Origin of the sequence: Leifsonia sp. SIMBA_070 (genome assembly GCF_046534635.1) — a bacterium.
GTDB lineage: Bacteria > Actinomycetota > Actinomycetes > Actinomycetales > Microbacteriaceae > Leifsonia.
Window position 1 is genome coordinate 1,185,186 of the sequence record NZ_JAWRYK010000001.1, and the last position, 19,000, is coordinate 1,204,185.

The following is a 19,000-nucleotide window of genomic DNA, read 5'->3' on the forward strand; positions in this document are numbered from 1 at the left end:
ACGCGCCGGCACCAACCATCTTCGTACGTAAGGGACTGATAAGGCATGTCCACGGATGCAACCCCCAGCACTGTGTTGCCGTCCGCGACGCCCGGTAAGGCGTCGCCCGAGATCCTGACCGGCTCCCAGTCGGTCGTCCGCACCCTCGAGCTCCTCGGCGTCACCGACGTCTTCGGGCTCCCGGGCGGCGCCATCCTGCCCATCTACGACGCGATCATGGACTCCACCCGGATCCGTCACATCCTCGTCCGGCACGAGCAGGGCGGCGGCCACGCCGCCGAGGGCTACGCGGTCGCGGGCAACAAGGTGGGCGTCGCCATGGCCACCTCCGGCCCCGGCGCGACCAACCTGGTCACTGCGATCATGGACGCCCACATGGACTCCGTCCCCGTGGTCTTCATCACCGGTCAGGTGTTCTCCACCCTGATGGGCACGGACGCGTTCCAGGAGGCCGACATCGTCGGCATCACCATGCCGATCACCAAGCACTCGTTCCTGGTGAAAGACGTGGCGGACATCCCGTCGACCATCGCCGCGGCGTACCACATCGCAGGCACCGGCCGCCCGGGTCCCGTCCTCGTCGACATCACGAAGGACGCGCAGCAGAACACCGGCCCGTTCGTGTGGCCGCCGAAGGTCGACCTTCCGGGCTACCGGCCGATCACCAAGGCGCACGGCAAGCAGGTGCTGGCCGCGGCCCAGCTGCTCGCCGAGGCCAAGAAGCCGGTGCTCTACGTCGGCGGCGGCGTCATCCGCGCCCGCGCCTCGCGGGAGCTGCTGGAACTCGCGGAAGCCACAGGCGCGCCCGTCGTGACCACGCTGACCGCGCGCGGGGCGTTCCCGGACACCCACGCGCAGCACCTCGGCATGCCGGGGATGCACGGGACGGTCCCCGCAGTGCTCTCGCTGCAGGAGTCCGACCTGATCATCTCGCTCGGCGCCCGGTTCGACGACCGGGTGACCGGCAACACCTCCCTGTTCGCGCCCAACGCGAAGATCGTGCACGTCGACGTCGACCCTGCCGAGATCTCCAAGATCCGCATCGCCGACGTCCCCATCGTCGGCGATGCCAAGGACGTCATCGTCGATCTGACCGCGGCGTTCCAGGACGCCACCCGGGCGGGCAAGCCCGAGCTGGTCGAGTGGTGGACGTACCTGAACGGCCTCCGCGAGGAGTTCCCGCTCGGCTACAGCGCCACCAGTGACGGCCTCCTCGCCCCGCAGTACGTCATCCAGCGGATCGGCGAGCTGACCGGGCCGGAGGGCGTGTACACCGCCGGCGTCGGCCAGCACCAGATGTGGGCGGCGCAGTTCATCAAGTACGAGCGTCCCAACTCGTGGCTGAACTCCGGAGGGGCCGGCACGATGGGCTACTCGGTGCCTGCCGCCATGGGCGCCAAGGTCGCCCAGCCGGACCGCGTGGTGTGGGCGATCGACGGCGACGGCTGCTTCCAGATGACCAATCAGGAGCTCGCCACCTGCACGATCAACGACATCCCGATCAAGGTCGCGATCATCAACAACTCGTCGCTCGGCATGGTGCGGCAGTGGCAGACCCTCTTCTACGACGGCCGCTACTCCAACACCGACCTGAACACGGGCCACGACACCGTCCGCGTCCCTGACTTCGTGAAGCTGGCCGAGGCGTACGGCGCCCTCGGCATCCGCGTCACGAAGGAGGAGGAGGTCGACGCCGCGATCAAGCTCGCGCTCGAGACGAACGACCGTCCGGTCGTCATCGACTTCGTGGTGAGCGCCGACGCCATGGTGTGGCCGATGGTGCCGCAGGGCGTCAGCAACAGCTACGTCCAGTACGCCCGCGACCACAGTCCGTCCTTCGGAGGGGAGTGACCATGAGCACGCACGTTCTGAGCCTCCTCGTGGAGGACAAGCCGGGTCTGCTGACCCGCGTCGCCGGACTGTTCGCCCGGCGCGGCTTCAACATCCACTCGCTCGCGGTGGGCACCAGCGAGGTCGAGGGCCTCTCGCGCATCACGGTCGTCGTGGATGTGGAGGAGCTCCCGCTCGAGCAGGTCACCAAGCAGCTCAACAAGCTGATCAACGTGATCAAGATCGTCGAGCTCGACGCTGCGCAGTCGGTGCAGCGCGAGCACCTGCTGATCAAGGTGCGCGTGGACAACTCCACCCGCTCGCAGGTGCTCGAGGCCGTGAACCTGTTCCGCGCCCGTGTCGTCGACGTGGCGACCGATGCCCTCGTCATCGAGGTCACCGGCGACAGCGGCAAGACCCAGGCGCTGCTCAAGGTGCTGGAGCCCTACGGGATCAAGGAGATGGCCCAGTCCGGCCTCCTCGCGATCGGCCGTGGCGGCAAGTCCATCACCGAGCGCGTGTTCCGCAATTGACTCCCTCTCTCGAGAACCGAACCAGCAAGGAGAAGCACCAAGTGGCTGAGATCTACTACGACAACGACGCGGACCTGTCGATCATCCAGGGCAAGAAGGTCGCCGTCATCGGCTACGGCTCGCAGGGGCACGCGCACGCGCAGAACCTCCGCGACTCGGGCGTCGAGGTCGTCATCGGCCTCAAGGAGGGCTCGAAGTCGAAGCCCAAGGCCGAGGAGGCCGGCTTCCGCGTCCTGAGCGCGGCCGACGCCGCCGCGTGGGCCGACGTCATCGTCATCCTCGCGCCGGACCAGGTGCAGCGTCACCTGTACGCCGACGACATCAAGGACAACCTGCAGGACGGCAACGCGCTCGTCTTCGGGCACGGCTTCAACATCCGCTTCGGCTATATCGAGGCACCCGAGGGCGTCGACGTCATCATGGTCGCCCCGAAGGGCCCGGGCCACACGGTCCGTCGCGAGTACGAGGCCGGCCGCGGCGTGCCGGTGATCGTCGCCGTCGAGAAGGATGCGTCGGGCAACGCCTGGCCGCTCGTGCTCTCGTATGCCAAGGCGATCGGCGGCCTCCGCGCCGGCGGCATCAAGACCACCTTCACCGAGGAGACCGAGACCGACCTGTTCGGCGAGCAGGCCGTCCTCTGCGGCGGCGTCTCGCAGCTCGTCCAGTACGGCTTCGAGACCCTGACCGAGGCCGGCTACCAGCCGCAGGTCGCCTACTTCGAGGTCCTGCACGAGCTGAAGCTCATCGTCGACCTGATGTGGGAGGGCGGCATCGCCAAGCAGCGCTGGAGCGTCTCCGACACCGCCGAGTACGGCGACTACGTCTCGGGCCCGCGCGTCATCGACCCGCACGTCAAGGAGAACATGCAGGCCGTGCTGTCCGACATCCAGGACGGCACCTTCGCCAAGCGCTTCATCGCCGACCAGGACGCCGGCGCGCCGGAGTTCCTGGAGCTCCGCAAGAAGGGCGAGCAGCACCCCATCGAGGCCACCGGCCGCGAGCTGCGCAAGCTCTTCGCGTGGAACGCCTCCAACGACGACGACTACGTCGACGGCGAGGTCGCCCGCTGAGCGAGCCCAGCATGGGGATCACCGCCCAGTAGTCTCGGGGTGCCGCACGCGACGCGTGCGGCACCCTTCCGCGTGAGGAGCTGAGCCGATGGGCATCGCCGTCGAGATCGCAGTCCAGGATGTCGCCGGCGTCCGCATCGCGCTGGCGGAGGGCGCCGACCGGGTCGAGCTGTGCACGGCGCTCGGGATGGGCGGGCTCACCCCGTCCGCCGCGCTGGTGCGCTCGGCCATCGCGGAGGCGCGGCAGCAGGAGCGGCCCGCGTTCGTTCACGTGCTGGTCCGCCCGCGTGGCGGCGGTTTCGTCTACGACGCGGACGAGGTCGCGCTGACCGTCGCCGACATCCGCTTCGCCCGGGAGGCCGGCGCCGCTGGCGTCGTGATCGGCGCCCTCGACGAGCGGGGCGAGGTCGACCACGACGCCGTCCAGCGGTTCGTCCGGGCCGCAGAGGATCTCGCGGTCACCTTCCACCGGGCGCTGGACGTCGCGGCCGATCCTTTCGCCGCCCTCGACGACCTGGCCGCGCTCGGCGTGCGCCGCGTTCTCACCTCCGGCGGCGCTCTGCGCAGCGGCGACGGTGCGGAAACACTCCGCGCGCTGGCCCAGCGGGCGGCAGGGCGCATCGAGGTGATGGCCGGCGGGGGAGTGCGTATCGACGACATCCCGCTGCTCGCCTCCACCGGGGTGCAGGCCGTGCACCTCTCCGCGCGCGGATCCGTCACCGGTGCGCCCAGCGGCCCAGGTGGGGGCGACGCTGCGTACGACATCACCGATCCGGCGACGGTCGCCTCCGCCGTGGCCGCTGCCCGCGCGCTGCGCTGACCGGCCATCCTCCACCGCGAGCATCCACAGGCGGCGTAACGCAGCGAAAGGCGCATCCGGCCTCCCGCTAGAGTTAAGCCTTCAGCGCCCCACCGACCGTGGCGCATTTCTTCCCAAGCCAGCCCTCGCACCTCGAAGGAACTGCCACGTGACAAAGCCGGTCGTCCTGATCGCCGAAGAACTCTCGCCCGCCACCGTCGACGCCCTCGGGCCCGACTTCGAGGTCCGCTCCGTGGACGGGACCGACCGGCCGGCGCTGCTCACCGCGGTCGCCGACGCCGACGCGATCCTGGTGCGCTCCGCGACCAAGGTCGACGAGGAGGTCATCGGGGCGGCGAAGTCGCTCAAGGTCATCGCCCGAGCCGGCGTGGGCCTCGACAACGTCGACATCAAGACCGCGACGACCGCGGGCGTCATGGTGGTCAATGCACCGACCTCCAACATCATCTCGGCGGCGGAGCTGACCGTCGGCCACATCCTCAGCCTCGCCCGCCACATCCCGGCCGCGCACAGCGCGCTGGCGCAGGGGCAGTGGAAGCGGTCCAAGTACACCGGCGTCGAGCTCTACGAGAAGACGATCGGCATCATCGGTCTCGGCCGCATCGGCGCCCTCATCACCGCCCGCCTGCAGGCGTTCGGGACGAACGTCATCGCGTACGACCCGTACGTGACCAGCGCACGGGCGCAGCAGCTCGGCGTGCAGCTCGTCACGCTGGACGAGCTGCTGGCGCAGTCCGACTTCATCACCATCCACATGCCGAAGACGCCGGAGACCACCGGCATGATCTCGGACGACCAGCTGGCCCTGATGAAGGACACCGCGTTCATCGTCAACGTCGCGCGCGGCGGCCTGATCGACGAGGAGGCGCTCTACCGTGCGCTGACCTCGGGAACCATCGCGGGCGCCGGCCTCGACGTCTTCGTCTCGGAGCCGCCGCAGGACTCGCCGCTCCTGGCGCTCGAGAACGTCGTCGTCACGCCGCACCTCGGCGCCTCCACGGATGAGGCGCAGGAGAAGGCGGGCGTCTCGGTCGCGCGCTCCGTGCGTCTCGCGCTCTCGGGCGAGCTCGTCCCCGACGCGGTCAACGTCGCGGGCGGCGTGATCGATCCCTATGTCCGCCCCGGCATCCCCCTCGTCGAGAAGCTCGGCCAGGTGTTCTCCGGCCTCGCGGGCAGCCCGGTCACGAGCGTCGACGTCGAGGTCCGCGGCGAGCTGGCCGACTACGACGTCAGCGTGCTCAAGCTCGCGGCGCTCAAGGGAATCTTCACCAACATCGTCAGCGAGACCGTCTCGTACGTCAACGCGCCGCTGCTCGCCGATCAGCGCGGCATCGAGGTGCGCCTCATCACCGACTCGGTGAGCGAGGAGTACCGCAACCTCATCACCCTGCGCGGCGCCCTCAGCGACGGCTCGCAGGTCTCGGTCGCGGGCACGCTGACCGGCCCCAAGCAGATCGAGAAGATCGTCGGCATCAACGGCTACGACGTGGAGGTGCCGGTCGCCGAGCACCTGGTCGTCATGGTCTACGACGACCGCCCCGGCATCGTCGCGGTCTACGGTCGCGAGTTCGGCGAGTCCTCGATCAACATCGCGGGCATGCAGATCGCCCGGACCTCCGCAGGCGGCAAGGCGCTCAGCGTCCTGACCGTCGACTCGCGGGTGCCGGACGGCCTCCTCGAGAAGGTCCGGCTGGCGATCGACGCCGACCTGATGCAGGAGATCGACATCACCGAGGCGTGATCCGCGGAGGCTGTGGCAGGCGGCCAGGAAGAAATTTCTCCCGGACTGTCGATTCCGGCGGTTGAATTGCGTCGTAGGGGTGTCGATATCCCTACGAAGCAAGGAGACACCATGTCCGACGAGTACGTTCTGCTCATCCGCGAGCCCAACTGGAACCCCCAGGAGATGACCGCGGACGAGTGGCAGGCCGGCATGGCCGGTCACCAGGCGTTCCAGGAGGCCGTCGCGGCCGCCGGCGAGCGCATCGTCGCCAGCAGCGCGCTGCAGGAGGCGACGCACGCCACCCGCATCACCCCGGGCGCCGACGGCGCGCCGGTCTTCACCAGCGGACCGTTCGGCGAGACCAGCGAGGTCATCACCGGTTTCTACAGCTTCACGGCAGCCAGCAACGAGCAGGCTCGCGAGCTGGCCGCGCTGTGCCCGACGAAGGGCTCGATCGAGCTGTACCCGGTGCTGGTGCTCGACGCGGTGCGCTGAGTGACGCGGTGGGCTGAGTGACGCCGGCCGCCGGGGACGACGCCGAGCGGTCGGAGCGCGACCGGATCGAGAGGGCGTGGCGGGAGGAGGCCCCGCGCATCCTCGGCGCCGTCGCGCGCACGACGGGCGACCTCCTGCTCGCGGAGGACGCGGTGCAGGAGGCGCTCGTGCGCGTCCTGCAGGAGGCCGGGCGTGGCCGCGTGCCCGCCAATCCGGCCGCGTGGATCACCACTGTGGCGCGCCGCGTCGCGCTGGACGAGTTCCGGCGCGAGCGCACGGCGGCCAGGGCGGGGTCCGCCTTGGCCGCAGAACTCGCGCGTTCCGAACGCGCCGACGTCGAGGATCGGCGGAGCGACGAACCGGGGGAGGGGAACGTGTTCACCGGCGACGAACGACTGGAGCTCATCCTCCTGGTCGCGCATCCCGCCCTCGCGGCGGAGGCGCGCGTCGCGCTTGCCCTGCGATTCGTCTGCGGGGTGCCGACGGCGCGGATCGCCGAGGCGTTCCTCGTCTCCGAGCCGACGATGGCGGCGCGGCTCACCCGTGCCAAGAAGCGCATCCATGCGTCCGGCGTCCGCCTCGCCCTCGACGACACCGACGATGTCGCCCGTCGCATGCCGGATGCCCTCACCACGATCTACCTGCTGTACACGGTGGGGCACCAGACAGCCGACGCCTCCCTGCGGCTCGACGCGATCGCGCTCGCACGCGACGCGCACCGCGCGGTCCGCGATCGGGAGAGCTCCGGCCTCCTGGCCCTGCTGCTGCTGACCGAGGCGCGCCAGGCAACGCGCCTGACCGCGGACGACGAGTTCGGGATGCTGCGCGACGCGGACCGGTCCCTCTGGAATGTCGCGCTCATGGCCGAGGGGGAGCAGCTCGCGGCCGAGGCGCTGGCCGGCGACGGGCGGTACGCCCTGCAGGCGGGCATCGCCGGCCTCCACGACATCGCTCCCACGTGGGAGGCCACGGACTGGCCCGCCATTGCGCGCCTCTACGACGGCCTGGTGCGGCAGTGGCCGAGCCCTTCGGCCCGGCTCGGACGGCTGGTGGCGCTGGGGCACAGCCCGGATGCGGGACCCGATGTCGGTCTCGCCGGCCTCGCCGACGACCAGGACCTGTTCCGCGGGGCGACGGCGTCGCAGGCGCACGCCGCGCGGGCGGCGCTGTTGCAGCTCGCGGGCAGGGATGCGGAGGCGGCCGACTCCTTGCGGCAGGCCATCGCCGCGACGGCGGACGAGCGCACCGGACGCTCGCTCGCCCGGCTGCTGGCGTCGCTGGAGTGACGCCGACTCAGCCGGCCGGTTCGGCCAGCTGACGGACGAGCGCGATCAGGTCATCCACGTCGGTCTCGTCGCGCAGCACGTTGTTCGTCGCGGGCAGCAGGGCGGTGTTGTAGTACATCCCGTCCCCGATGAGCATGATCGTCCGTGCGACCAGGGGATCGCCGACCGTCTCCTGCAGCACCTCCAGCCAGCGGCGCTGCGCGCCGGCCAGGGCGTCGCGAGCCCGCGGGTCGTCCGCTTGCGCCAACCGCGCGATCGCGACCATCGCCCGTTCGAAGCGCGAGTCGGTGGGGATGGAGGTGCGGAGGAAGTAGTCGACGGGTCCCTTCTCAGAGGTCCGCATGCTGGCCACATCATCGTCGATGAGGGCGGCGAAGCGGTCGAGCACCCCGGCGGCCAGGGCCTCCTTGGAGGCGAAGTGGTACAGCAGGCCGCCCTTGGAGACCCCGGCGCGGGCCGCCACGGCATCGAGGGTGGCCGCCCGCTCGCTCTGCTCCGCCAGCAGCTCCTCGAAGGCGTCGAGCACGCGATCTCGCGCGGAAGGGGCGGAGGAGGCGGGGGCGGCGTCACTCGGCATGACCACATCGTAGCTCGCGATGGTTGCCACTGTACCGTCCAGACGGTACAGTAAACACATGTCCTCGACCGCCGCACCCCGCATCACTGCAACCGACGTCCCCGCCCGGGCCGGCGGGCGCGGGTGGGCGGCGCTGGCGGTGCTGATGCTGCCGACGCTGCTCGTCTCGGTCGACAACACGGTGCTGAGCTTCGCTCTCCCGTCCATCTCCGAGGCGCTCGAGCCGAGCGCGACCGGGATGCTCTGGATCGTGGACGTGTACCCGCTCGTGCTCGCCGGGCTCCTCGTCGCCATGGGCAGCCTGGGCGACCGGATCGGCCGTCGCCGGCTGCTGCTGATCGGCGCGACCGGATTCGCGACGGTGTCGGCACTCGCGGCCTTCGCGCCGAGCGCGGAACTGCTCATCGCCTCCCGCGCCGCACTGGGCGTCTTCGGGGCGATGCTGATGCCCTCCACGCTGTCGCTGCTGCGCAGCGTGTTCGCCGACCGGGAGCAGCGGCGGCTCGCCATCGCGATCTGGGCGTCCGGCTTCGCGGCGGGATCCGCCCTCGGCCCGATCGTCGGCGGACTGCTGCTCGAGCACTTCTGGTGGGGTTCCGTCTTCCTGCTCGCGGTGCCCGTCCTCATCCCGCTGCTGGTGCTTGCTCCGCTCCTCGTCCGCGAGTCGCGCGACCCGGCCCCCGGGCCGGTCGACGCCCTCGGGATCGTGCTCTCGCTGCTCACGATGGCGCCGATCGTCTACGGCATCAAGTCGCTCGCGGTCGACGGCCCGTCCGTGCTCGCCGTGGTCGCGATCGCCGGTGGCGCCGCCTGCGGGGCCCTGTTCGTGCGGCGGCAGCTGCGGCGGCCGGTGCCGATGCTCGACATGCGGCTGTTCACGTGGCCGGCGTTCAGCGGAGCGGTCGTCGTCAACCTGCTCAGCGTGGTGTCGCTGGTCGGCTTCCTCTTCTTCGTGTCGCAGCACCTGCAGCTGGTGATCGGGCTGACTCCGCTGCAGTCGGGCCTCGTGCTGCTTCCCGGGCTGGTGACCATGATCGTCGCGGGTCTGCTCGTCGTGCCGGTGGCTCGACGCATCCGACCGGGAGTCGTCATCGCCGCCGGACTGACGCTCTCGGCGGCCGGCTACCTGCTGGTGGCGGTGACGGGAGGCGGTGCGCCCTGGAGCATCCTGCTCGCCGCGTTCGTGCTGCTCGGCGCCGGCATCGGCGCAGCGGAGACGGTCTCGAACGAACTCGTCATCTCCACCGCTCCGGCAGAGAAGGCGGGCGCTGCGTCGGCCGTCTCGGAGACGGCCTACGAGCTGGGCGCCGTGCTCGGCACGGCGACGCTCGGGACGCTGATCACCGCCTCCTACCGCGCGGCCCTCGTCGTGCCGTCCGGCCTCACGGCCGGGCAGGCGAACGCGGCGGGGGAGACGCTGGGCGGCGCCGTCTCGGTCGCCCGCGGGCTGCCCGGGCCGCTGGCCGACCAGCTGCTGGAGTCGGCACGATCCGCCTTCGACAGCGGCGTGGGTCTCACTGCGGTGATCGGCGTGGTCCTGGTCGCGACCGCCGCTGTCGTTGCGCTGGTCACCCTCCGTCGCGTCCGGGCCTGATCGGAGCGACGGTGCACGGCGATAGGGTGGCTGTACCGGTTCCGCATCCATCAGCGCGAGGAGTCCCATGTCCCGTTCCGTCAAGCTCGCCGTCATCCCGGGTGACGGGATCGGCCCGGAGGTCATCGCCGAGGCGGTGAAGGTGCTGGACGCAGTGACCGCCGGAGGCGCGCTGGCGTTCGAGAAGACGCACTTCTCGCTCGGAGCGGACCGGTACCTGGCGACGGGCGACGTGCTGACGGACGACGACCTGGAGGCGATCGCGGCTCACGACGCCATCCTGCTCGGCGCAGTCGGCGGAAAGCCCGGCGACCCACGTCTCGCCGGCGCGAACATCGAGCGGGGCCTGCTGCTCAAGCTCCGCTTCTCGCTCGACCACTACGTCAACCTGCGGCCGACGACCCTGTTCCCGGGGATCGCGAGCCCGCTCGCGAATCCCGGCGAAGTCGATTTCGTCGTGGTCCGGGAGGGCACAGAGGGGCCGTACGTCGGCAACGGCGGCGCCATCCGGCAGGGCACTCCGCACGAGATCGCGAACGAGGTGTCCGTCAACACCGCGTACGGCGTCGAGCGGGTGGTGCGCTACGCCTTCCAGCAGGCGGAGCGCCGCCGCAAGAAGCTGACCCTCGTGCACAAGACCAACGTCCTGACCTTCGCCGGCGGACTCTGGAAGCGGATCGTCGATGCGGTCGCCGCCGAGCACCACGGTGTGGCGGTCGACTACCTCCATGTCGATGCCGCGACCATCTTCCTGGTCACGGATCCTGCTAGATTCGATGTGATCGTCACGGACAACCTCTTCGGCGACATCCTCACCGACCTCGCGGCCGCGATCAGCGGCGGCATCGGGCTGGCGGCCTCCGGCAACATCAACCCGGCCGGAGCCTTCCCGAGCATGTTCGAACCGGTTCACGGATCGGCACCCGACATCGCCGGCCAGCAGAAGGCCGACCCCACCGCCGCGATCCTCTCCATCGCGCTCCTTCTCCGCCACCTCGGCGAAGAAGGACTCGCCCAGCGTGTCGAGCAGGCGGTGACCGCCGACCTCGCCGAGCGCACGGGCGCTGTGCGAACGACCGCCGAGATCGGCGACGCGATCGCCGCGCGCGTGGCGCAGAATTGAATCACCGTCGCATAAAGGACCAGTCATGACCTCGACCAGCATCTCCCTCACCAGTGGCCCCACCGAGACGTCGGGCCTGCTCTGGAACGTCAGCCGCAACGAGGCCGCCCGCGAGGCGGCCGAACGTGCCGAGATCCTCGCGGACCCCGGGTTCGGCAACTACTTCACCGACCACATGGTCGACATCTGCTGGTCGGCGAAGGGAGGCTGGCACCGCCCGCGCGTCTCGCCCTACGGTCCCATCCAGCTCGAGCCCTCGGCCGCCGTCTTCCACTACGCGCAGGAGATCTTCGAAGGTTTGAAGGCGTACCGCCACGCCGATGGCTCGATCTGGGGCTTCCGGCCGGAGGCGAACGCGGCCCGCATGCAGCGCTCGGCGTACCGGCTCGCCCTCCCGGAGCTCCCGGTCGAGCACTTCCTCGACTCGCTCAAACAGCTCATCGCCGTCGACGGCGACTGGGTGCCGGATGCAGCCGAGACAAGCCTCTACCTGCGTCCGTTCATGTTCGCGAAGGAGGCGTTCCTCGGTGTCCGCCCGGCGAACAAGGTCGCGTACTACCTGATCGCGAGCCCCGCTGGGGCCTACTTCCCGAGCGGCGTCGCCCCGGTCTCCATCTGGCTGTCCGACCGCTGGTCGCGCGCAGGCAAGGGCGGCACGGGTGCGGCGAAGACGGGCGGCAACTACGCGTCCAGCCTGCTGCCGCAGGCCGAGGCCTACGAGCACGGCTGCGCCCAGGTGCTGTTCCTCGACTCCGTCGAAGGCACGTACCTCGAGGAGCTCGGCGGCATGAACGTCGTGCTCGTCTACAAGGACGGCACACTGGTCACGCCCGAGTCGGACAGCATCCTGGAGGGCATCACCCTCGACTCGGTGCTGCAGCTCGCCCGCGACCGCGGCCACGCCGTCGAGCGCCGCAAGGTCACGATCGACGAGTGGCGCGACGGCGTGGAGTCCGGCGAGATCGTCGAGGTCTTCGCGTGCGGCACCGCGGCGGTCATCACTCCGATCGGCGAACTCAAGTCCGACACCTTCACGGTGGGCGACATCACCGCCCCTCCCGGCGAGCTGACGATGTCGCTGCGCCAGGAGCTGACCGACATCCAGTACGGCCGCGAGCGCGACCGCCACAACTGGATGTACCGCCTGGACGCGTAGTCGCCATGGTGTTCGCGGTGGTCGGGCCGGGCGCGGTCGGCGGGCTGTTCGCGTGGCTGCTGCAGCGCGCGGGCGAGGAGGTCGTCGCCGTCGGCCGGCCGGCGACCGTCGAGGCGATCCGTCGGGACGGGATCGAAGTCCGCAGCGCAACGTTCGGCGACGGCGTCGAGCGGGTGCGGGCCGAGACGGAGGTGCCCGCGGGCGCCAGCGTCATCCTGGCGACGAAGGTCTACGGGCTGCAGGATGTGCTGCCCGGAATCGTCGACGCCCGGCCGTCCGAGGTGATCTCGTTCCTGAACGGCGTCGAGCACATGCGCCCGCTGCGGGTCGCCCTGCCGGACACACCCGTGGCCGGGGCGTCCGTCGCGGTGTCGGCGCTGCGCGTCTCCACCACCGTGGTGGACCACCGGAGCCCGTTCGTCCGCGTTGAGGTGCCGGAGAGCGCGGCGCGCTTCGCCGCCGTCCGGGCGCTGACCGACGCCGGACCTACTGTGCGCGCCGGCGGCAGCGAGGCGGAGGTGCTGTGGGCGAAGTTCCGGTTGCTCGCCTCCCTCGCCCTGCTCACCTCCTATTGGCGGCAGCCCGCGGGCGCGGCGCTCAGCGAGGATCCGGAGCTGACGGAGGCCGTCGTGGCGGAGGTCGTCGCGTGCTCCGTGGCCGAGGGTGTCGCAGCGTCCGAACTCGACCTCGTCCGGGCGCTGCGCAGCGTGCCGGGCGGGATGCGGACCTCCCTGCAGGAGGACCTGGCCGCCGGCGCGCCCAGCGAGCTGGACGCGCTCGGCGGTGCTCTGGTGCGCATCGGCGAGCGCCACAGCATCCCGACGCCCGCCATCGCCCGCATCGTGACGGGGTTAAGCTCGAACACGTGAAGATTGCACGGTTCAGCCACACCCGCGACGGCGAGAAGTCGCCGGTCATCGATTACGGCATCGTCGACGAGGACGCCCTCGTCGTGCTCGCCGGCGACCCGATGTTCGCCGGCTTCGACACCACGGGGGAGCGCGTCCCGCTGGCCAAGGTCGGCTCGCTGCTCGCGCCGGTCATCCCGCGCTCCAAGGTCGTCGCGGTCGGCAAGAACTACCGGGAGCACGCCGCAGAGATGGGCGGGGAGGCGCCCGGCGAGCCGCTGCTCTTCCTGAAGCCGAACACCGCCGTGATCGGCCTGGGCGACGCGATCATCGCGCCGCCGCAGTCGGAGCGCGTCGACTACGAGGGCGAACTGGCCGTCGTCATCGGTAAGATCGCCCGCAACGTCCGCGCCGAGGATGCGGCGGAGCACATTTTCGGGTACACCGTCGCCAACGACGTGACCGCGCGCGACCTGCAGGAGAAGGACGGGCAGTGGACCCGCGCGAAGGGCTTCGACACCTTCTGCCCGCTGGGCCCGGTGATCGAGACCGAGCTGGCGCCCGACGCCGTGCTGCGCACCCGCCTCAACGGGGAGCTGAAGCAGGAGGCGCCGATCAGCGACATGGTGCATGACATCCCGTCGATCATCGCGTACGCCTCCAGCGTCTTCACCCTCCTGCCCGGTGACGTCATCCTGACCGGGACGCCGTCCGGCATCGGGCCGATGAAGCCGGGCGACACGGTGGAGGTGGAGGTCGACGGCGTCGGCTCCCTGGTGAATCCTGTGCGCGCCCCGAAGTAGGCCTCCCGGTAGGATCGGAGGCGTATGTCTGACACGATCGCACACCCGTTCTCCGAAGCCACCGGCGCCGACGTGCGCGTGCGCTTCTGCCCGTCGCCGACCGGCACGCCCCACGTCGGGCTGATCCGCACCGCGCTGTTCAACTGGGCGTACGCCCGGCACACCGGCGGCAAGCTGATCTTCCGCATCGAGGACACCGACGCGGCACGCGACAGCGAGGAGAGCTACCAGCTCATCCTGGAGGGCCTGCGCTGGCTGCGACTCGACTGGGACGAGGGGATCGACGTCGGCGGCCCGGACGGACCGTACCGGCAGTCGCAGCGCTACGACATCTACCGCGACCTGATCGAGCGGCTCGTGGCCTCCGGTCACATCTACGAGAGCTTCGCCACGGCGGAGGAGATCGAGGCGCGGAACGTCTCGCTGGGTCGCGACCCGAAGCTCGGCTACGACAACTTCGAGCGCGACCTGACCGTGGAGCAGAAGGCCGCCTACCGGGCGGAGGGCCGCCAGCCCGCACTGCGCCTTCGCGTGCCGGACGACGACCTCAGCTTCGACGACCTGGTGCGCGGCGAGATCACCTTCAAGGCCGGCTCGTTCAGCGACTTCGTGGTGGTGCGCCCCAACGGCCACCCGCTGTACACGTTCGTGAACCCGGTCGACGATGCGCTGATGGGTATCACGCACGTCCTCCGCGGCGAAGATCTGCTGTCCTCCACGCCGCGCCAGATCGCGCTGTACTACGCGCTGATCGACGCCGGCGTGACGACGTTCGTGCCCCGTTTCGGCCACCTGCCGTACGTGATGGGGGAGGGCAACCGCAAGCTGTCCAAGCGCGACCCCGAGTCGAGCCTGTTCCACCACCGCGACCGCGGATTCATCCCCGAGGGCCTGGTGAACTACCTGGCGCTGCTGGGCTGGTCGCTGACGCACGACCGCGACGTCTTCTCGCTGGAGGAGATGGTGGCGGCGTTCGACGTGAAGGACGTCAACCCGAACCCGGCCCGCTTCGACCTGAAGAAGGCGGAGTCCATCAACGGCGATCACATCCGGCTGCTCGACCACGCCGACTTCGCGGAGCGCACCATCCCGTACCTGGTCGCTGCGGGCGTCGTGGAGGAGCCGCTGAGCCCCGCCCAGCATGCCGTCCTCGACCAGGCCGCGCCGCTCGTTCAGGAGCGCGTGCAGCTGCTGGGCGAGGCGCCCGGGATGCTGGGCTTCCTGTTCACGGACGCCGCATCCCTCGTCGTCGAAGACGACGCCCGCGCGTCTCTGCCCGAGAACGCCGGTGAAGTGCTCGCCGCATCCCTCGGAGCCCTGGAGCTGGTGCCGGAAGCCGAGTGGACGCACGACGCGATCGAGTCGGCGCTGCGCGACGCACTCGTCGAGGGCCTGGGGCTCAAGCCGCGGGTCGCCTTCGGGCCGTTGCGCGTGGCCGTCTCGGGCCGCCGGGTGTCGCCCCCGCTGTTCGAGTCGATGGAGATCCTGGGCAAGGCCGAGACGATCGCGCGGCTGGACCGGCTGTCGGCCGCATTGGCGTAGAGCCATGGCGAGCGAGTCGTACGAGGTCGTGGTCGTCGGCGGCGGGCCGGCCGGCCTGTCGGCGGCGCTGAACCTCGCGCGGGCGCGGCGGCGCGTCCTCGTGGTCGACGGCAACCGGCCGCGGCACGCCGCGACCCTGCTGGCGCACGGCTTCCTCACCCGCGACGGCGTCTCCCCGTTGGAGCTGCGCCGCCTCGGACGCGAGGAGGTCGACGCCTACGAGAACGCGACGGTGGTCTTCGCCCAGGTCGGCGCGGTGGAGGTCGAGGGCGACGGGTTCCGCGTCACGGCGCGCGGCGTCCGGGGCGGAGCGGACGTCGACGTCCGGACCGACACCATCCTCATCGCGACGGGCGTGACGGAGGCCATGCCGGCCATCCCGAGCCTGCGCGCGTACTACGGCACCCAGCTCCACAGCTGCATCGAATGCGACGGGCACGAGTCGGCGGGCCTTCCGCTCGCCCTCATCGGCGAGACGCCCGACGTCGCCGAGCGGGCGCTGCTGCTGACCCAGTGGACCGACGACCTCATCGTGTTCACGAACGCCGCCGACGTCGTGGACGCCGAGGAGGAGCGGATGCTCGCGCAGCTCGGCGTCCGGATCGAGCGCGGCAGGATCGACGACGTCGTCGGCGAGAAGGGCGTCATGACGGGCATCAGGATGGAGGACGGTTCCGTGATCGAGCGGGCCGGCGGATTCCTCCGCCCGGTGTGGTCGCCGGCGCTGTCGTTCGCCGACGGTCTGGACCTCGACCGCGACGCCGAGGGCTACCTCCTCACCGACGCCCAGGGCCGCACCTCCCTCCCCGGCGTGTACGCGGCGGGGGAGACGACGGCGCCCGGTCCCCAGCAGCTGATCGTCGCCGCGGGCTCCGGAGCGGTCGTGGCGGCGGCTGTCAACCGCGACCTCATCGGGCTCGCTCTGGACGGGGCCGCCGTTTTGTAGTCCGGACCACAGGTAGGCTAGAGTTGGTTCTCGTGCCCGGGCCACGGTCCGAAGCAGTGGGGTATGGTGTAATTGGCAACACGGCGGTTTCTGGTACCGTTGTTCTTGGTTCGAGTCCAGGTACCCCAGCCAGAGCGCGAACGTTCGAAGGCCCGGTTCTCCGGGCCATTTCGTTTTCCTGACCCGGTTTCCCGCGGCGTCGTCCTGCGCCGCTCGCGCCGCGATCTGATCGTCCCGACACGCCGTCATCCGGTGGTGGGTGACGGCATGTCGGGACGAGTGGATGCGTCCGCGGCGGGATCAGCCGAGCGACTCGATGTGGGTGCCAGTGATGCTGACCAGGTACCCGCCCGCGAAGGTGAGACGCTCCCGCTCTCGGAGGTCACGGCTCCACAGCACGTCGCCACTCGCGATGTCGTAGGCCGTGGCGACGGTCAGCGGGTAGCTGCTGGCGTAGGCAGCGGTGACCCCCGGCAGGTCCAGGGCCGCTCGCGGCAGGTCGGTGGCGGTGAGAACCGCGCCCGAGGACGCGTCGATGGCGCACAGCGCCCCCTGCTGCTGTTCGAAGAAGACGACACCCCTCTGCCGGTCAAGCAGGACCGCCCCGGACGGCCCGCAGAGCGACTGCGTGTTGTCCACGATCACCGTCCCGGTTGCGGCGTCCACCAGGGTGCTCGTGCCCGGGCGGGAGAGGACCAGCATGCCCGACGATTCATCAGCCAGCGTCTGTGACGACTTGCCGGCCAGCGCATCCGAGGTGGGGAGTCCGTACACGTAGCCCCCCTGCCAACCGTCCTGGTGCCAGAGCTCGTCTCCGGCGAGGTCGGTGGCGGTGAGACGCCCGGTTCGCGGATCGATCGTGGTCACGACGTCGCCGAACACCATCCTGTTTATTGAGATGATGTAGTCGCCCGGTTCGTACTGGCCGGTCTGGACGTCGACGCTTCCCGTCGCCGCCCCGGTCACCCCGGGAACAGAGAAGACCACATCGGCTCTGGGGGTGAGGCCGGCGGCCGCATCCAGATCCGCAGAGGAGCCGGGAAGCTCCGTGACCCAGCGGGGATCCGCCGGGTCGCGGGGATCGATGCGCATCACGCGAGCCGAACCGACCGGGGCCCCCTGGGCGTCCACCTTCTGGGAGGTGACCAGCACGTCCCCCGACGTGCCGGCCACCGCGACGGCTCGATCGAGTCGCAGATCGGCGGGAACGCTGACGTGTGCTTCCGTCACTCCCGTTGCGAGATCGATGACCTCGGTCGGGCCGTCGCCGCGCGCGTCGAAGAGACCGCGGCCCGACGTTCCCAGGACAGTGAACCCCACGGCCCCGATCAGCTGCTTGCGCGTGAACGTCCATTCGCGCGTCCACAGCACCTTCCCGTGCTCGGTGTCGACCAGGGCCATCCCGATGTCCTCCGTGTTGCGGTCCGGCTTGTCTCCGCACGGGCTTCCCTCGTACTCCTTCGGGCGCATCCCGGTCAGGAACACGGCCCTCCCGTCGGACAGGTTGTAGGCGCTCGTTCCACGGCACTCGTCGTTCGCTCCCGGCAGGTCGAGCGACCAACTCGGGTGGTCGGGCAGGCTGCGGACGTCGTGCGGGGTGATCGGCGCGGACTGCACGAGCGGCCGAGGCGTCGGGGTGGGCGTCGGGGTGGGAGTGGGTGTCGGGGTCATGGTCGGGCTGTGGGTGGGCGTCGGCACCGGAACGGGCGCCGGCTCCGGTGCTCCCAGGTGGAGGACGCCGGTGAGCGCCAGCGCGGCCGTGCCTCCGGCGACCGCGAGCGCAACGCCGGTGAGGGCGCCGACGATGGCGAACCGGGCGCGCCGCTCGCGACGGGGCTCGTCGGCGACGGTGTCGAGCAGGAGTCGCCGGATCGCGGCACTGCGTTCTGGGCTGAATTCCGTGGTGCTCATCGTGCACCTCCTTCGAGGATCGTCGGGTCGGTCGGTGTGTCTGTCGTGGCGTCGGCCGCGGAGGTCGCGGCGGTGGCGGCGCCGGTGAAGGCGGCGAGTCGCTGCTTGGCACGCGAGAGACGGGATTTGACGGTGCCCTCCGGTACGCCGAGGGCCTCCGCGGCCTGGCCGGTGGTGAGCTCCTCGAGGACGCACAGTGTGATGACGTCCTGGTCGCGTTGGCTGAGCCGGGCGAACGCCTCCCGCACCACGCGGGTGCGCTCCTCGCGGTCGATGGCCTCGTCCACGGCCGGGGCGTGGTCGTCCTGCGGTGCCGGCTGGGGCAGCCTGGTCAGTGCGCTGCGATACCGGCGCAGGCTGCGGGTCTGGTTGCGGACGGTGTAGTTCGTGGTGACCAGCAGCCAGCCGATGATCGACCCGTCCACCAGGCGGACGCTCTCGCGTTTGCGCCACGCCTCCAGGAAGACGATCGCGGTGACGTCCTCGGCATCGTGGCGCGTGCGGAGGAGCCGCAACGCATGCCAGAAGACGCGGTCGCGATGCCGGTCGAACAGCGACGCGAACGCGGGGCCGTCCCCGCCGCGTGCCGCCGACCAGGCCGCAGCCTCGTCGAAATCATCTGTGCTCATACCCACTACTGTCCGATCGTGCCCCGACGGTTCCATCCCGCGGTCGGGCGACGCGAGCGTATCAAGGCTGCACCTCCTGTCCGTCCTCTGCGCCGGCGGCCCGAGTGGATCCGC

17 protein-coding genes and 1 tRNA gene are annotated in these 19,000 nt (G+C 70.5%); 15 read left to right on the forward strand and 3 right to left on the reverse strand.

Annotated features, from left to right (window positions below; all coding sequences use genetic code 11):
* Positions 1-45: 45 nt before the first annotated feature.
* The 7 genes from SB754_RS05540 (at position 46) to SB754_RS05570 (ending at position 7,757) form a co-directional block, all read left to right on the forward strand.
* On the forward strand, positions 46-1,851 hold the full coding sequence (locus tag SB754_RS05540; protein WP_410781351.1) for an acetolactate synthase large subunit: 1,806 nt from the start codon (positions 46-48) through the stop codon (positions 1,849-1,851).
* 2 nt (positions 1,852-1,853) lie between these two features.
* A complete protein-coding gene (gene ilvN / locus SB754_RS05545) occupies positions 1,854-2,363 on the forward strand; it encodes an acetolactate synthase small subunit (RefSeq protein WP_410781352.1) in 510 nt (169 codons plus the stop codon).
* 41 nt (positions 2,364-2,404) lie between these two features.
* Positions 2,405-3,433, forward strand: coding sequence for a ketol-acid reductoisomerase (ilvC, locus tag SB754_RS05550; protein WP_410781353.1), 1,029 nt, complete (start codon positions 2,405-2,407; stop codon positions 3,431-3,433).
* An 88-nt stretch (positions 3,434-3,521) separates the two neighbouring features.
* Positions 3,522-4,253: a copper homeostasis protein CutC gene (locus SB754_RS05555; RefSeq protein WP_410781354.1), complete on the forward strand. Its 732-nt coding sequence runs from the start codon at positions 3,522-3,524 to the stop codon at positions 4,251-4,253.
* 148 nt (positions 4,254-4,401) lie between these two features.
* Positions 4,402-5,994, forward strand: coding sequence for a phosphoglycerate dehydrogenase (gene serA / locus SB754_RS05560; protein WP_410781355.1), 1,593 nt, complete (start codon positions 4,402-4,404; stop codon positions 5,992-5,994).
* 111 nt (positions 5,995-6,105) lie between these two features.
* A complete protein-coding gene (locus SB754_RS05565; RefSeq protein WP_410781356.1) occupies positions 6,106-6,471 on the forward strand; it encodes a YciI family protein in 366 nt (121 codons plus the stop codon).
* Between the two features lie 17 nt (positions 6,472-6,488).
* The gene (locus SB754_RS05570; RefSeq protein WP_410781357.1) at positions 6,489-7,757 is read left to right on the forward strand and encodes an RNA polymerase sigma factor; all 1,269 of its coding nucleotides are present in this window, start codon (positions 6,489-6,491) and stop codon (positions 7,755-7,757) included.
* Positions 7,758-7,764: 7 nt separating this feature from the next.
* Here the strand turns inward: SB754_RS05570 and SB754_RS05575 are convergent, their stop codons facing one another.
* Positions 7,765-8,334 (reverse strand): TetR family transcriptional regulator, encoded by a 570-nt coding sequence (locus SB754_RS05575; protein ID WP_410781358.1) that lies wholly within the window; start codon positions 8,332-8,334, stop codon positions 7,765-7,767.
* A 58-nt stretch (positions 8,335-8,392) separates the two neighbouring features.
* Between SB754_RS05575 and SB754_RS05580 the strand changes: the two genes are divergently transcribed.
* The 8 genes from SB754_RS05580 (at position 8,393) to SB754_RS05615 (ending at position 16,478) form a co-directional block, all read left to right on the forward strand.
* A complete protein-coding gene (locus SB754_RS05580) occupies positions 8,393-9,928 on the forward strand; it encodes an MFS transporter (RefSeq protein ID WP_410781359.1) in 1,536 nt (511 codons plus the stop codon).
* A 67-nt stretch (positions 9,929-9,995) separates the two neighbouring features.
* The gene (locus SB754_RS05585) at positions 9,996-11,051 is read left to right on the forward strand and encodes a 3-isopropylmalate dehydrogenase (protein WP_410781360.1); all 1,056 of its coding nucleotides are present in this window, start codon (positions 9,996-9,998) and stop codon (positions 11,049-11,051) included.
* 25 nt (positions 11,052-11,076) lie between these two features.
* Entirely contained in the window at positions 11,077-12,207 is a 1,131-nt protein-coding gene (locus SB754_RS05590) for a branched-chain amino acid aminotransferase (protein ID WP_410781361.1), read from the forward strand.
* A gap of 5 nt (positions 12,208-12,212) precedes the next feature.
* Positions 12,213-13,076: a ketopantoate reductase family protein gene (locus SB754_RS05595; protein WP_410781362.1), complete on the forward strand. Its 864-nt coding sequence runs from the start codon at positions 12,213-12,215 to the stop codon at positions 13,074-13,076.
* Entirely contained in the window at positions 13,073-13,858 is a 786-nt protein-coding gene (locus SB754_RS05600; protein WP_410781363.1) for a fumarylacetoacetate hydrolase family protein, read from the forward strand. Before SB754_RS05595 ends, SB754_RS05600 begins: the two co-directional genes overlap by 4 nt.
* 24 nt (positions 13,859-13,882) lie before the next feature.
* The gene (gene gltX, locus SB754_RS05605; RefSeq protein WP_410781364.1) at positions 13,883-15,400 is read left to right on the forward strand and encodes a glutamate--tRNA ligase; all 1,518 of its coding nucleotides are present in this window, start codon (positions 13,883-13,885) and stop codon (positions 15,398-15,400) included.
* Positions 15,401-15,404: 4 nt separating this feature from the next.
* Positions 15,405-16,346 carry an NAD(P)/FAD-dependent oxidoreductase gene (locus tag SB754_RS05610; RefSeq protein ID WP_410781365.1) on the forward strand — a complete coding sequence of 314 codons (942 nt, stop codon included), beginning with the start codon at positions 15,405-15,407 and terminating at the stop codon, positions 16,344-16,346.
* Between the two features lie 57 nt (positions 16,347-16,403).
* Positions 16,404-16,478, forward strand: a tRNA-Gln gene (locus tag SB754_RS05615).
* Between the two features lie 168 nt (positions 16,479-16,646).
* On the opposite strand, the gene SB754_RS05620 is transcribed toward SB754_RS05615, so the two are convergent.
* Positions 16,647-18,257, reverse strand: coding sequence for a PQQ-binding-like beta-propeller repeat protein (locus SB754_RS05620; protein ID WP_410781366.1), 1,611 nt, complete (start codon positions 18,255-18,257; stop codon positions 16,647-16,649).
* The gene (locus SB754_RS05625; RefSeq protein WP_410781367.1) at positions 18,254-18,886 is read right to left on the reverse strand and encodes an RNA polymerase sigma factor; all 633 of its coding nucleotides are present in this window, start codon (positions 18,884-18,886) and stop codon (positions 18,254-18,256) included. Before SB754_RS05625 ends, SB754_RS05620 begins: the two co-directional genes overlap by 4 nt.
* Between the last annotated feature and the right edge of the window lie 114 nt (positions 18,887-19,000).